General features: G+C 66.5%; 13 protein-coding genes. 6 read left to right on the top strand and 7 right to left on the bottom strand.

All coding sequences use genetic code 11. From position 1 onward, the window contains the following. The 5 genes from AC5Y7D_RS20425 to AC5Y7D_RS20405 form a co-directional block, all read right to left on the bottom strand. On the bottom strand, positions 1 to 2,731 hold a 2,731-nt coding region (locus tag AC5Y7D_RS20425), incomplete at its 3' end, for a PE family protein (RefSeq protein WP_499927126.1). A gap of 179 nt (positions 2,732 to 2,910) precedes the next feature. Continuing rightward, the gene (locus AC5Y7D_RS20420; protein WP_499927124.1) at positions 2,911 to 3,357 is read right to left on the bottom strand and encodes an FHA domain-containing protein; all 447 of its coding nucleotides are present in this window, start codon (positions 3,355 to 3,357) and stop codon (positions 2,911 to 2,913) included. Between the two features lie 286 nt (positions 3,358 to 3,643). Continuing rightward, complete coding sequence (locus tag AC5Y7D_RS20415; protein WP_499927122.1) at positions 3,644 to 5,416, bottom strand: acyl-CoA dehydrogenase family protein; 1,773 nt, start codon at positions 5,414 to 5,416, stop codon at positions 3,644 to 3,646. A 29-nt stretch (positions 5,417 to 5,445) separates the two neighbouring features. Continuing rightward, positions 5,446 to 5,898, bottom strand: a complete 453-nt coding sequence (locus AC5Y7D_RS20410; protein WP_499927120.1) for a hypothetical protein — start codon at positions 5,896 to 5,898, stop codon at positions 5,446 to 5,448. Between the two features lie 119 nt (positions 5,899 to 6,017). After that, positions 6,018 to 6,890, bottom strand: coding sequence for an SGNH/GDSL hydrolase family protein (locus AC5Y7D_RS20405; protein ID WP_499927118.1), 873 nt, complete (start codon positions 6,888 to 6,890; stop codon positions 6,018 to 6,020). 81 nt (positions 6,891 to 6,971) lie between these two features. Here AC5Y7D_RS20405 and AC5Y7D_RS20400 point away from each other — a divergent pair, with 81 nt between their 5' ends. The 4 genes from AC5Y7D_RS20400 to AC5Y7D_RS20385 all read left to right on the top strand — a co-directional run bounded on the left by AC5Y7D_RS20400 (position 6,972) and on the right by AC5Y7D_RS20385 (position 9,784). Then, the gene (locus AC5Y7D_RS20400; RefSeq protein WP_499927117.1) at positions 6,972 to 7,151 is read left to right on the top strand and encodes a hypothetical protein; all 180 of its coding nucleotides are present in this window, start codon (positions 6,972 to 6,974) and stop codon (positions 7,149 to 7,151) included. A 368-nt stretch (positions 7,152 to 7,519) separates the two neighbouring features. Further along, positions 7,520 to 7,882, top strand: a complete 363-nt coding sequence (locus AC5Y7D_RS20395) for a YbaB/EbfC family nucleoid-associated protein (protein ID WP_499927115.1) — start codon at positions 7,520 to 7,522, stop codon at positions 7,880 to 7,882. 14 nt (positions 7,883 to 7,896) lie between these two features. After that, positions 7,897 to 8,685: a sulfotransferase family protein gene (locus AC5Y7D_RS20390; RefSeq protein WP_499927113.1), complete on the top strand. Its 789-nt coding sequence runs from the start codon at positions 7,897 to 7,899 to the stop codon at positions 8,683 to 8,685. Between the two features lie 190 nt (positions 8,686 to 8,875). Beyond that, positions 8,876 to 9,784 (top strand): glycosyltransferase family 9 protein, encoded by a 909-nt coding sequence (locus AC5Y7D_RS20385; protein WP_499927111.1) that lies wholly within the window; start codon positions 8,876 to 8,878, stop codon positions 9,782 to 9,784. Between the two features lie 43 nt (positions 9,785 to 9,827). On the opposite strand, the gene AC5Y7D_RS20380 is transcribed toward AC5Y7D_RS20385, so the two are convergent. Next, on the bottom strand, positions 9,828 to 10,127 hold the full coding sequence (locus AC5Y7D_RS20380; protein WP_499927109.1) for a hypothetical protein: 300 nt from the start codon (positions 10,125 to 10,127) through the stop codon (positions 9,828 to 9,830). On the opposite strand from AC5Y7D_RS20380, the gene AC5Y7D_RS20375 reads away from it, so the two are divergent. Then, positions 10,104 to 10,700 (top strand): DUF4254 domain-containing protein, encoded by a 597-nt coding sequence (locus AC5Y7D_RS20375; RefSeq protein ID WP_499927107.1) that lies wholly within the window; start codon positions 10,104 to 10,106, stop codon positions 10,698 to 10,700. The genes AC5Y7D_RS20380 and AC5Y7D_RS20375 overlap by 24 nt on opposite strands. A gap of 10 nt (positions 10,701 to 10,710) precedes the next feature. On the opposite strand, the gene AC5Y7D_RS20370 is transcribed toward AC5Y7D_RS20375, so the two are convergent. Further along, complete coding sequence (locus AC5Y7D_RS20370) at positions 10,711 to 11,487, bottom strand: hypothetical protein (protein ID WP_499927105.1); 777 nt, start codon at positions 11,485 to 11,487, stop codon at positions 10,711 to 10,713. Between the two features lie 417 nt (positions 11,488 to 11,904). Here AC5Y7D_RS20370 and espB point away from each other — a divergent pair, with 417 nt between their 5' ends. Continuing rightward, the gene (espB, locus tag AC5Y7D_RS20365) at positions 11,905 to 13,434 is read left to right on the top strand and encodes an EspB family ESX-1 secretion system-associated protein (protein WP_499927103.1); all 1,530 of its coding nucleotides are present in this window, start codon (positions 11,905 to 11,907) and stop codon (positions 13,432 to 13,434) included. Positions 13,435 to 13,463: the final 29 nt, after the last annotated feature.

The raw sequence follows: 13,463 nt of genomic DNA, 5'->3' as shown, positions 1-13,463 counted from the left end.
TGCCGCCGCTGCCCCCGACTCCGCCTACTCCGGCATTGCCGGCGTGTCCTCCACTGCCGCCGCTGCCGACGGAACCGCCGCCGCCCGCATTTCCGCCGTTGCCGCCGTTTCCACCATGGGCACCGGCCAGTTGCAGGCCGACGCCAGACCCACCGTTGGCGCCCGCGCCGCCGGCTCCGCCGTTGCCGCCGAGGCCGCCGCTACCGTTGGTGCCGCCCGTACCACTGCTGCCGCCGTCCCCGCCGTTGCCGCCTCGGCCACCCGCGTAACCGTCGCCGCCGGGGACACCGGCGGATCCGGGCACGCCGCTGTCGCCGGTGCCGCCGTTGCCTCCGCTTCCACCTTGACCGCCAGTGCCGGCGTTGCCGTCGTGGCCACCGGACCCGCCGGTACCCATGAGACCACCGCCGCCAGCGTTACCGCCGTTGCCGCCGGCGCCACCGTCGTCACCGCCCAGGAGGATGCCGACGCCCGAACCACCGTCGCCGCCCGCGCCACCGGCTCCGCCGTTGCCGCCTAGGCCGCCGCTGCCGTTGGTGCCGCCGGTTCCGCTGCTGCCGCCATGGCCGCCGTTGCCGCCTTCGCCGCCGGCCAAGCCGTTGCCGCCGACGCCGCCGCCGGGGCCGACGGGACCGCTGTCACCGGTGCCGCCGTGGCCGCCGTCGCCACCCAGGCCGCCGTTGCCCGCGTTTCCGTCGAGGCCGCCGGTCCCGCCGGCGCCGGCGAGTCCACCGGACCCAGCGTCTCCGCCCGCACCACCGTTGCCGCCGGCGCCGCCGACCAGGCCTAGGCCGATCCCGGAGCCGCCGTCGCCGCCGTTGCCACCGGCGGCGCCGCTGCCACCTGCGCCGCCGCTGCCGTTGGTGCCGCCGAGTCCACTGACCCCGCCCGCCCCGCCCTTGCCGCCCTGTCCACCGGCCAAGCCAGTACCGCCGGCGCCAGCGGGGCCGCCACCGGTGCCGTTGACTCCGTGGTCGCCGGCCGCACCGTCACCTCCCCGGCCACCCAGACCGCCGGTGCCCGTATTTCCCACATTCCCGCCAGTGCCTCCGCTCCCGGCCAGTCCGCCGGTTCCGGCGGCGCCGCCGGCGCCGCCCTCGGCGCCGTTACCACCAGCCAGACCCAACCCGACGCCGGAACCGCCGGCGCCGCCGTCGCCACCGATACCACCGACGCCACCGGTACCGCCGTTCCCGTTGGTGCCGCCGGCGACGGCATCGCCCCCGGCGCCGCCGGCGCCGCCGTGTCCCCCAATGCCCCCAGCCTTGCCGACGCCGCCGCCGACCCCGTTGTCGCCGGTGCCGCCGGCGCCGCCGGTCCCGCCAACGCCCCCGGTGCCGGATTGCCCCACGCTGCCCCCGGTGCCGCCGCTGCCGGTGAGTCCCCCGGAGCCGCCGGCGCCGCCATTACCGGCGTCACCACCCGTCCCACCGGCCAGATGCAGGCCGACCCCGGAGCTACCCGAACCACCGTTGCCACCGGTACCGCCGACGCCTCCGCCGCCGCCGCTGCCGTTGATGCCGCCTGCAGTGGCGTTGCCGCCGGCGCCGCCGTTGCCGCCCGCTCCGCCGTTGAGGCCGTGACCGCCGCCGGTCGAACCCGCCTCGCCGGCCCCACCGGTGCCACCGGTGCCGCCGGTCCCGCCTGCACCCGCCGCGCCCGCGTGACCTGCGGCTCCCAAGAATGCGGTCGCGCCGGCGGCGCCACCGATACCGGCATCGCCGCCGACCCCGCCGTTACCCCCTCCGCCGCCGTCCACGCCGAAGCCCACGCCGCTGCCGCCTTGACCGCCATGGCCACCTGCCCCGCCGGCCGCGCCGGCCCCGCCGCTACCGGCGGTGCCGCCCAACAATGCGCTGTTGGCGCCGCCGACCCCACCGGCTCCGCCGAGCCCGCCATGCCCACCGCCGGAGCCGATCCCGCCGGCCGTCCCGTCGGCACCGACGCCACCTGCTCCACCAACGCCGCCGGCACCGCCCGCGCCCGCCGCGCCCCACAGCGACAGCAGCTGGTTGTTGGCGCCGCCGGCGCCGCCGGCCCCACCGTTGCCGCCCGGCCCGCCGGCCACGCCCGCTCCGCCGGCGCCGCCAGCGCCACCCGCGCCGCCAGTCGCGGGCCCGAACGGGCCTAAACCGCCGCCGATCCAGCCGTTGGCCCCACCGGCTCCGCCGTTGCCTCCGTTGCCGCCGGTCACTCCGGCACCACCCGCGCCGCCGTTGCCACCGCGCCCCCAGAATGCAGCTGACCCGCCGGCGCCGCCGTTGCCTCCCGACGCACCCGAGCCACCATTGCCGCCGTTGCCGAACAGCCAGCCGCCGTCACCGCCGTTCTGGCCGGTGCCCGGCGCGCCGTCAGCGCCGTTGCCGAACAGCGGACGTCCGGTCGCTGCCGCGGTGGGGCCGTTGATCAAGCTCGCGACATTCTGGCCCAGGATCTGCAACTGTGCGGCACCCGTTGATTCGGCCTGGGCGTAGGCGCCGCCGGCTCCCTGCAATGCCTGCACAAAGTCAGCGTGGAATGCCTCCGCCTGGACACGCAACAGCTGATATTCCTGCGCGTAGCCACCGAACAGCGCCGCAATAGCCGCTGACACCTCATCCTGCGCCGCGGCCAGTATCCGGGTGGTCGGGGCGAACGCCGCGGCATGGGCATCGCGAAGGCCCAAGCCGATGCCGGTCAAATCCGTCGCCGCCGCTGCCAGAGCGTCTGGTGACGCGATCAAATAAGACATGTGTCTCCCGCCCGACAGGATCCGTTGGAGGACTACGGTCTCGCGCGGGCGATGAGGTATCTAGGGACTTTCGGCCTTACCCCGGGGGGCATCTGGCCCCAACCGAATACAGCTTCCGAGACGGCGCAGGCCGCCGGAACCGGGGCACATTGCCTTCGACCGGGTTTGGGCGTGGGCCGTCAACGGGCCGACCCGACGAACACCAATCGGAACTTGCCGATCTGGATCTCGTCGCCGTTGGTCAGTATCGCCGACTCGACCGGTTCCCGGTTGACGAATGTGTTGTTGCGGCTACCGCAATCCACGACGCGGAATTCGTTTCCTTCCCTTCGGAATTCGGCATGCCGGCGGCTGACCGTGATGTCGTCGAGGTAAATGTCGCTGAGCTGATGCCGGCCCGCGGAGGTGACGGCTTCATGCAGCCGGAATTGCGCTCCGGTGTCGGGGCCGCGCGTCACGACGAGCATGCCGGAGCCGGGCCGCAAAGCCTGGGCATCTTTCGCTGTTATCAAGCCGCCGATGGCGGCGGACGCGCCGTCGAGGTCGGCGCGCCACGAGGTGGTGCTTACTCCCGGACCGTGGCGAGTGTTGCGCCGTTCGCCCTGAATCGTCGGCTGTGTTTGCATCGCCGCACCTCCGTGTACGCCATTCGCGAATCCCGATTCATCGGACCATCGCAGCCGTGTGTCGCGGTAGGGACTGAAGTCCCATGTCGGCGGGCATTCGGGACTCACCGGCCGGCTTACGCATTGCGGCCGAGTGTGAATCTGGCGACGCGACGCGCCGCCGCAGCGTCGGGCATTTCACCGTCGGTGGCTCAGCCGACCGGCTCGACCAGGGCCGCGTGCCCACGTGCCTGACCGGAGCACCCGGCCGCGGCCAGCGCGACGGCAACAATCGCGACGCAGCGCCTCACAGCCGCAACGCTCCCTCGGCCAGTTCGTCGAAGCGATCCAGCGCCTCCTCGCCGTCAGCATCGATGCCGCGTAGTGGCCCGCGGTCGGCGAGGCAGCGCTGGGCGTACAGCCGCGCGACCAGCGCTTTGCGCTCAGCGCCGCGCGTCTCTCGCTCCCAGGCCGCCTGCTCGGTCAACAACGCTCCGGCATAGACATCGCCCATGAACTGGGTGAGCGGGAACAGCCTCGCCTCGGCCACGGCGCCGTCCAGCTTCTCCCACGCGGTGACTGCTGCTTCCAGGTCGTCGATCCGGTCGGCCACCAGCCGCGTCGTCGGGTCGTCGTCGGAGACCGACACCGCGTCCCGCAACCGGGTCAGCAACGCCTCGTGGGCGCGGGATTGCACGATGCCGCGGCGTACGTCCAGACACAGGATGTTGTCCGGTCCCTCCCAGATGGTGTTGACCTGGCCGTCGCGCAAAAGCCTTGCCACCGGCCATGTTTCGATGTAGCCGTTGCCACCGTGGAGCTCGATCGCGTCCGATGCCGCGGTGATGCCCAGGCGGGCGACCTTGAGCTTGGTGACCGGCACCGCGATGCGTTGCCGCGTGCGACGCGGCTGTCGGTGATTCACGGCTCCGGTGCCGTCGAACACCAGCGCCTGAGCGGCCTCGACGTCGACGATCAGCTCCGCGAGCTTGCGTCGGATCAGCGGCTTGCCGATCAGCGCGCCGCCGAACGCCTGCCGCTGCCGCGCGTAGCAGAGCGATTCGACCAGGGCGCGTCGCGCATTAGCGAGCCCGAACAGCGCGATACCCAGGCGCGCCGCGTTGGTCAGCTCCATCATCCGGCCCAGCCCCTTGCCGTCGGACGGGCCCGACTCCCCGGAAGGCTCACCGGAGAGCAGAAAAGCTTCCGCGTCGACGAACTCGACCTCCCCGGACGCGACTGACCGGGTGCCGAGCTTGTCTTTCAGCCGCCGCACCCGAACCCCGTTGCGGGAACCGTCCCGCCGGGTGCGCAGCACCAGAAAGTTGGCTACCCCTCGACTCGAGTCCGGTGCGCCCTCGGGCTTGGCCAGCACGACGAACGCCTCCCCGGCGCAGTTCGACGCGAACCATTTGAACCCGTTCAGCAACCATGCGTCACCGGACCGTCGGGCCGTCGTCTCCAGTGCGCCCAGATCCGATCCGCCGGTCCGTTCGGTCAGCAATTGCGCTGTCTCGCCGGCCCATTCGCCCGACTCGAACTTGGCCAGCACATGATCACGCACATCGGCCGGCGCATACGCGGCCACCAGCGACTGCACCATGCCGCCGCCGGTACCCAGCGCGCAGCCCATCCCGATGTCGGCCTGGTTCAGCAGGTAGTTCGAGGCGAACATCGACAGCGACGAGCGGAAACCCGCACCCCGGCACGCCTCCCGCAGGGCGCCCTGGGCGTCGAGCACCGCCCGCTTGGCCGCGGTGAACGACGGCGGCATCACCACGCGGCTGACGTCGTGACCCCAGCGGTCGTAGCGTTCCAGCCGCGGGGGGTTGCGGTCGGTCTCCTCGGCCCAGCGGGCGACCGGCCCGCCCATCAGCTCACCGATCCCGGTCAAATGTGGCTCCACGACCGCCAATTCGTCGGGTGTGAGGTAGTACGCCATCATGAATTGCAGCGTGGGATCGGTGCGATACCAATTGAGGCCGACGGCCCCGGCGAAATTATCGGTCTTGTAGCGCTGCGACTTTTCCGGCGTCGAGAACGGGAGCCGATCGACGGACTCTGGCTCGTAGTCGGTCATGCGGCGACGGTATTACACGATCGCCCGTTTTATAACGGCGCCACGAATTCCGAGCTGTAGTACTCACCCGGAGCCTGATTGTGCGGATTCGGGGTTGTCACCATGACCCAAACGCCGGTGGCGCCTTGCTGACGGGGAGCGGTGATGGTCACGTTCGCTTGGCCGGCCGGATCGGTGTCGACGCCGGTGAACGATGTCCCCGGGTCACCCGGGCCACAGGTCGCCGATGTCGGCCGCGGAACCTGAATCAGCCCGACGTCGTAGTGGGCGCCCGGCTGGTTGGAGATCACGAGATTGATATTCGCGGTCACCGTCGAGCCTGAGCTGCGGAAGAGCACGACACCCCGCCCCAGCGACGTCCGCGGCGTCTGGACCGCGGTCTGGACGGCGCTGCCGTCGCAATTTCGCAAGACCGAGCTGATCGACACCGGGCCGGTGGCGCCGGCCATGCCCATTCCGAGTGTGGCCGTCGAAGCGGCCATTACCGTAAACGCTGAAGCGCAAGTCCCGAAGCCAGTCAGTGCGCGCATCGGCCCTTCCATTCACTTGATACCGTCCCGGACTCGATCGATATTGACGCCGAAATACCCGGCTAAACCTGCTAACGGTTTTCCGACAGCACCAGGTAGTCGGTCAATGCATTTCCCACCGCCACCGCCCCCAGCGCGGTGGGATGCAATGGCACGGCGTCGTTCTCGGTGACGTAACCCTCGACGTAGCGTTCACCGGCCGGGGCGCACATGTCGTGGCCCGCCGATATTGACCGGGTGTCGAAGAACTCAACCCCTTTCTCCGTGGCGAGTTGTCGTTGCCGATCGTCGAGTTCGTCGACCTTGGCCTGCAGATAATTCGCGTCGCCGGGCAGCAGGGGCTGATCGGGGAAGCAGCCGCCGGGCCGGACGAACACCCCGTAGCCCACCAGAATGATGCGCGCCCTGGGTGCGTCGGCGCGCAACTGGTCGATCATGTTCGCCCAGACCGGCACCTGCTCGGCGATGGCGGTGGACACCCGGTCGACGTTGTTGACGACGAACTCGGCAGTGCACGGCTTCGGGTCGGTCGCCTTCACCTCGCACGACTCCGCATCGCCGGCCAGCCCCACGTCGTTGGCGCCGATGGTGATCGTGATCAGGTCGGTGGGCGGCCCCACCATGTCGAGTTGGCGCGGGATCAGGCCGTGGTCGGTGCGCTGCTCCCGGCTGACGACGTCATCGGTGGTTGCCCCGCTGCAGGTGACGTCCTGGAAAGCGGGCGTCGCGAGGCGACGCGCCAGCACGGCCGGGTAGTTGTTCGTCGACTTGTGACATCCGCGCGGCAGCGCGGGCTCCGGCACGCCAGGGGCCGCCGCGAAGGAGTCGCCCATCGCGACATAGTTGGACCGTGCGGCAGAGCCCGGGCCGGCCGGTGGTGTCGCAGCGCAAGCGGCGGACGCGACGCCCGCCACCAGGGTGATGCCCAGGCCTCGCGACCACATGCCCACCAGTGTTTCATCCCGGCCGGAGGCCGATCCGGACCACAGGATCTTGCTGTCGACGACCGGCCGGGCCAGTGCGGCATGGGCGAGGTGTGGCGCGCCTACGACGCCAGCACCAACCGACTGGTCGCAATCAAGCTGCTCCCGCCGCAGCTGGCGACCAACCAGACTCTCGTACAGCGGTTCCGTCGCGAAGCCGAGGCGGCGGCGCGGCTGCGCAATGCGGCCAGTCAAGGCATACACACCCGTTCATCGGCGTGACAGCGGGCGGAAAGTCGGTATTCATCGTGTCGTTGTCAGGTGTAGCGATTATCAGCGCAGTCAGCGAGAAGGCCGCAGCGATGATGCCCGGTCTCCGGAATGGACTCGCCGGCTAGGACGGACGATTCCGCGAGGCTGAGCCTGCAGCAGTGCCCTCGATCGGTTAGCCGAACCGGTGGAATGGAGCGGCGAGTGGTGAACCGCTTGGTTGACCGCCTCCATCGACCGGCCCACCACGAAGTCGTTGGCGATCGGCAGGTGTTACCCCCGGAGGGCCCTTCCGTACGAGGGGACTAGCCACGGCTTTAGCAACGACCGAATGACCACTAGTGCAGCAACGTTCGACATCACGAGGTAAGGGAGAGCAGATGGGCATCGAACCGGAGCCGAAGCACCCGCAGGTAGCCGAGACCTTGGAGCAGTTGAAGCGATTCAACACACTTCTCGAGGACCAGATGACCCAATCCGACGCCGGATCCTTTACTGCCACAGACGAAGAGAAGACGGTTACTGCCACTATCAACGGGCACCGCTTGTTGACCGCCTTGTCCATTGAGGAGGGCATGATGCGGCTGGGCGCCGAGAGCGTCGAGCAGCGCATCAATGAGGCGATCGCCAACGCGCAGGCTAAGGCGACGGCAGCCATCGCCGGAGAGCAGCAGCAAATGATCGCATCCCTGATCGAAGTCACCGCCAATTTGGCGAAGTCGGTAGGCCTTTCCCTCGGCTGACTGCGGCGATCGCCGTGCAGCTGTTCATCGTAGGAGCGCCGAGATCGGGCACTACGATCGTCACCCAGTGCCTCAATTCTCGGCAGGATATAAAGCTTTTCGACGAGATCGACCTCCTGCAGATCAGTCGACGCGGCCCGTCGGTCGTGGGAACCCTACGGGCCTTCCTGACGGATCGCGGAGTCTACGCCGACTTTCAGCGCTATGCGCGGCTAACGGCGGATCCAGCTAACGCCTTGCGAACGGTGATGAGCGAGGTCACCGGCCCGAGCACCATCTGGGGTGAGAAGAACCCTCGGTATGCGACCCAGCTGAGCGCGCTGCGCCGGGCCTTTCCGGACGCTGTGCCCGTCTTCGTCCTGCGAGACCCCCGGGAGGTCGTGAATTCTATGTTGGCGCATCGAGACTCGCCTATGCGCACGTCCGTCGACTTCTGGATCAAAGATACGGTGGCAGAAGCCTTGGAGCTGGTCAAGACGTACCTGCAACCGCTTGTCGACACCGATGCGGATGAACTCGTGGTGCTGAACTACGAGGCCTTCGCGGCCCGACCGACGATGACCCTTAACGCCGCCTTTAGTCGTTGGGGCCTGACCTTTTCCGACGAAGCTGCTTGCATCACCCATCCACCGCCCGAGACCGTCGGTGACCACCAGTTTTTCCGAAACGGCTCCCCCCTGCCATGGAAGGTCGGCAACCTTTGTCCGCTGCACCCAGCGGCGTCCGCGCGGGATCGCGGGGACGACAACGATCCGGCCTGGGCAGAGGTGGACGTTCTCGCCCGAAACCTGGGTTTCGATTGACGTGGAAAGTCCGCAACGATCTGTAATCCCCGGGATGGCGCTAACGTTTGATTCAACGGCCGGCTTTTCTGGTGATGACACCGGACCTGATCGCGTCCCGCTAAGCGACGTATTGCAGGCGCACCGGCCCGCGGTATGTTTCGTAACCAACATCGGCGATGCCTTGCTGACGTTACCCACGCTGCGGGCATTGGGTGAACTATTCACCGCCCCAATCACATTGATCTGCCCGCAGGTCGTTTTCGACCTGTGCTTTCGAGAGGTAAGCCAGCTTCATGTAGACACCACCGGGTTGCCGCTGACCGGACCACACCCGTTGCCGGGGGTGCCACTTCGGGCCATCGACCACCGCACGCTGGCGGAGCAGATCGGTGCCGTCGACGTATTCATCGATACCCTCGCATGGAACTCGTTGTCCAGTGTCGTTATCCGCCCACTCGTGGAGCGCCTTGCGCCCACCACGACGATCGGATTCCCCACCAGGCATGGCTACGACTTTGTAGTCACGAAAGAGGAATGCCATGCCGCCGACCTGACCTTCAGACTGGCGCGCGTTTTCGATGCGTCGCTGCGGATCGAGAACTATGCTCAGCCATTGGTACTCCCGCCGTCCGTAAGTGATCGGGCCCGGTCGATCCGGTCCGCCCTGCCGGAGGGCAGCAAGGTGCTCGCGGTACACGCCGACACGAACTGGGCCGAGAAGCGTTGGTCTGCAGAGAAGTTCATTGACCTGCTGGACCGATTCCTGTCGCGTCATCGCGACTTCGTCGCCTGGATAGTGGGAATGGGACACGAGGAGCTCAACACCGGGCGTGAATGTGACCGGGTCTTTCCCTACCTGGGCATGCCGCTCGATCTCGCCGTGGGCATGGTATGCCGCGCGGATCTCTTCCTCGGGATCGATTCCGCCATGCTCCATGCCGCCGATTTGGGGCGCGTTCCCGGCGTTGGGCTCTTCGGTCCCACGCGCAGCGCGACGTGGGGGTTCAGATTCGGGCGCCACCGGCACGTTGACATGCCCACTATGGCGGACATCGAGGTGGAAGCTGTGCTCGAGGCGCTGGAAGAACTCGTCGATATCGCGCCCTCGCGTCAGTGATCATTGCCACTGATCCCTGATATGACACAGTGTGCGCGGGAGTTTAGGCTCGGGAGAACGATACGGGTTCCAGTGAAATGCAATCCTGAGCGGCGATCACTTGTCGACTGTTGAGTAAACGGATGTTCGGTGACTCCATCATGACGATGCCGCAATTGGGGGCATTCATCGAATTGCTATGCGCATCAATAATGTTGACGTGTCTGCGCGGCTGGGAGCCGGGCTTACGATGTAGTTTATCCACCATCGTGCCGAAGGAGTCGCCGCCGCGATGTGGTTGTGCGGCAACGACATTACGATGCGCAGGAGCGGTGACTTGATGCCAGACGTCGATGCCGATCATCAGCATGAGACGACGCTGGCTGATGCGGGCCTGCTGGCCGCCGTGCGCCAGTTCCATGACTGCGCACTGTCATGGCATGACGTCGAACGCATTGCCGTCCCTGCCGGGGATGGCGTCGAAGCGAAAGCGCTACTGCTGCACGCGTTTAACTTCGATCTTTGGCATCACGAAGACGCGGTTCGCCGGGTCGGTGCCGGCGACCACGAGATCGCTCGGAGGAAGCGCTGCATCGACGACCTCAACGGCCGTCGCTGCGCGACTATCGAAGATATCGACATCACCCTGCTTGAGGTTCTGCACCCCAACCCGCGTAGTCCGCTACATACCGACACGCCCGCAACCATCGTTGATCGGCTATCGGTACTGGCACTGCGGATCTCGCACGCGAACCGAGCAAATGATCACCAGTCGCGCGTCGCGCTGCTCCAAGAGCAGTACGACGACCTCGTGGGCGGACTCGAAGAGTTTCTGGCCGAGCTGCGGGCCGGCACAGCGAACTTCAAGGTCTATCGGCAGTTCAAGTCTGCCGGGCAGCGAAGTTACTGCGGGCTCTTCGCGGCGCGCCACACATGACCACTTGATCTCAGTAGGCGGCTGACGCCCACCATTCCTTCCAATTCAGGTATGGGTCGATGTGCTGTTCGTATTGCAGGTGCAGCGCTAACGAAGGAATCGGTGTGAGGAGGGTGACTTGTTCGCGCCAGATCCGGTTGATTGTCGACGCCTCAAAAATATGTGCGGCTTCACCATAGGGGGTGCTTGAATGCAGGGCCAGTAACTCAAAAAGTTCCCAATTACGCCGGAGCGTTTCGATTTCGACCCAGCATGTGTTTGTTGTGTGGGTGTTGGTTCGCCAATGCCGTCTGGTGCCCTGCAACACCCGGCAACGCTCTTGCCGGAAAATCTTGCTCCAATAGTTCTTCGGATCATCGAACGGGTGCAGCGCGACTTCCTGGCCGCCGAGTTGATCCTTGAACAGCGCATGCGCCTCCTGCATCTCCAGGACTGCCGAGGGTGCGTGGAGGTAGTCGTCCTCCACGAAATACACCAGGTCAGCGCCGTCGTCGTGGGCCTTGGAGAAGGATGCCAGGCAAGATGCGTTGTAACCGCTGTTTTGCAACGGAACAAACTCGACCGCATGTCTGCATGTCCCGAGTATCCGGTGAAGCGACGTTATGACTTCTGGTGAAGAATGGTCATCGAAAACCCGCAACATGATTTTGCCTTCGGCGCGATTGATCGCGTTGACGAGCGACTGAGTGCAGCGAAGCATAATCTCACTCTTGGGCGCGGCGACGTATCGGTGAGCGCCATGCACGCTGCTGTCCGAATGGGTCTGCAGGTGGATGTCCAGGTTCATATCGGTGGTTAGCTTAGCGCGCGCCGACTGGCTGTTACGGATAAGATAACGATTGGCGATGATGATCGCAGGGAATGATGCGCGGCACCCATTGTTCGGTGATTCGTGGTCAAGGTGAGTTCAACAACGGAGGACTGGCTCGGGGACATCGCTGAAGTCCCAGCCATGACAACCGGATCGACGCAGCATACGCGGAGTCCGGCGGTTTGGGGACCGGTCCTGCAGCGTCCGGCCGGGCCGGCATGGATCGACGCTGATCAGGTCGGTGTGATCGTTAACCTGCGCGACGCCCGGCGTTGCCCCGCAGTTTCAGCGGCAAGCTGGTGGAGGTGCAATTCTCTACTCCTGCAGGAGTTTCCGGCGCACCTCAGCAGCGGATCGGACGACGGATGAGTTGACACAAGGAGAACCAGCGACATGGCGCAGACCCTGAGCGTTGAATACCAGGAGCTGATGGCGCGGGCGGACGAGATCGAGCAACCCATGCCTGGCGTACCGTCGGTGAACCCGCAAGCGCCCTGCCGGCTCAAGTTCGTCGACAATTCTGCGGTGCAGATTGCGCTTTCCGCCGACGCGATGCGGTTGTACCTCCAAGCCGGCGAACGTGAATGGAAGAAGCTGGCGACATCCCTCAGGAACGCGGCCAAGGCATATGAATCGGTCGACGAGGAAGCCTCCGCGGCCATCAGCTCGGTCACGGTCGGTGGCGCTGCCAATACGGGGAGTGCCGCCGGCGACGCTCAGATGAGCGTGATGTGTGATCCAAATGAGGATTTCGGTGGTGTGTTCCCACCGCGCCCCGCCCCGGCGCCCCCCGCCACGGCGCCGTTTGAATTCCCCTATTACGAAGTCAGAGAAGCGGCGACGCTCATCACAACCGGCGATGCGGGGCGGGCCTACTTGGAATTTGCTGCTGAATGGGATGCATTTCAGCGCGCCTTCCAGGCGGAGACGTATCGGTTCCGTCCGTTCACTTCATGGGAGGGTGCATCGCAAATAGCCGTCGAGGCGAATTTCGATACTCAGCGGCAGTGGATATACACCATGTCCGCATTATGTGCCGACTTGAGCCGGCAGGCGCTGCGGGTAGTGGACGCCCACAAGAAGGCAGCAGTGTACGGCCAACATACGACGTCGGACGGGCACGGAAACTCCACAGTCCCAGCGGAACATCCGACAACCTACGAGGTATCGCAGTGCGACTATTGGTATCAGGCATACATACGGACGAATAGTCCGTATCTGAATTATGCCATTGCGTGGTACGAGGAGTTGCAGGCCCAATCGGAGACGTCGCTGCAACTGTATGTTGCCAATGCCGGCATCCCGCTGTCTCCGGTGATACCGGCGACTCCGCCTGCGGCCTTTCCGATTGCCCCGCCATCCGACACACCCGACCCGAACAAGCCCGATCCAGGGGATGTGCCCGACGGCGTCATACCGACGCCTGATGTTCCGGCTGGCGACGATTTATCTGGCGGCAGCTTGTCCGACCTGGCGAACACGACCACACCCTTCACCGGGATGCCCGGCGGCATGCCGCCGTCACCGCAGAACGACCCGAAGCTGACCGAGGCCATCAACAAGCTCGGAAGAACCCCAGCAGATACCGGTGTCAAACCGGCGGGCGTGGGCGGCGGGGGTGCCGGTGCAGGCATGCCAAAAATGCCCCTCGGAGCGGCAGCGGGCGCCGGAGGCACGGGCCCGGCCGGCGCCGCTGCAGGTAAGACGGGCCTGGATGCTGTGATTTCGGGCTCAGCCGGCAGAGGCGGCGCGGGTGCGGGCGGCATGCCGATGGGAGGCGCCCCCGGCGGTCAGGGGAAAGAGGGCAAACAGGGCAAACGCGTCGGGTCCGACGAGGAGGCGCTCTACACCGAGGAACGGGCCTGGACCGGCGGCGTCATCGGGCGCCGACGGACAAAAGACGACGGGGACCAGGCAGGCTGATGCAGGGCATGCTCAACGTCTTCCGGTGG

The organism is Mycobacterium sp. NGS49, from assembly GCF_059812565.1.
Note: the sequence above shows the minus strand (reverse complement) of the source record. Positions and strands in the feature narration are given on the sequence as shown.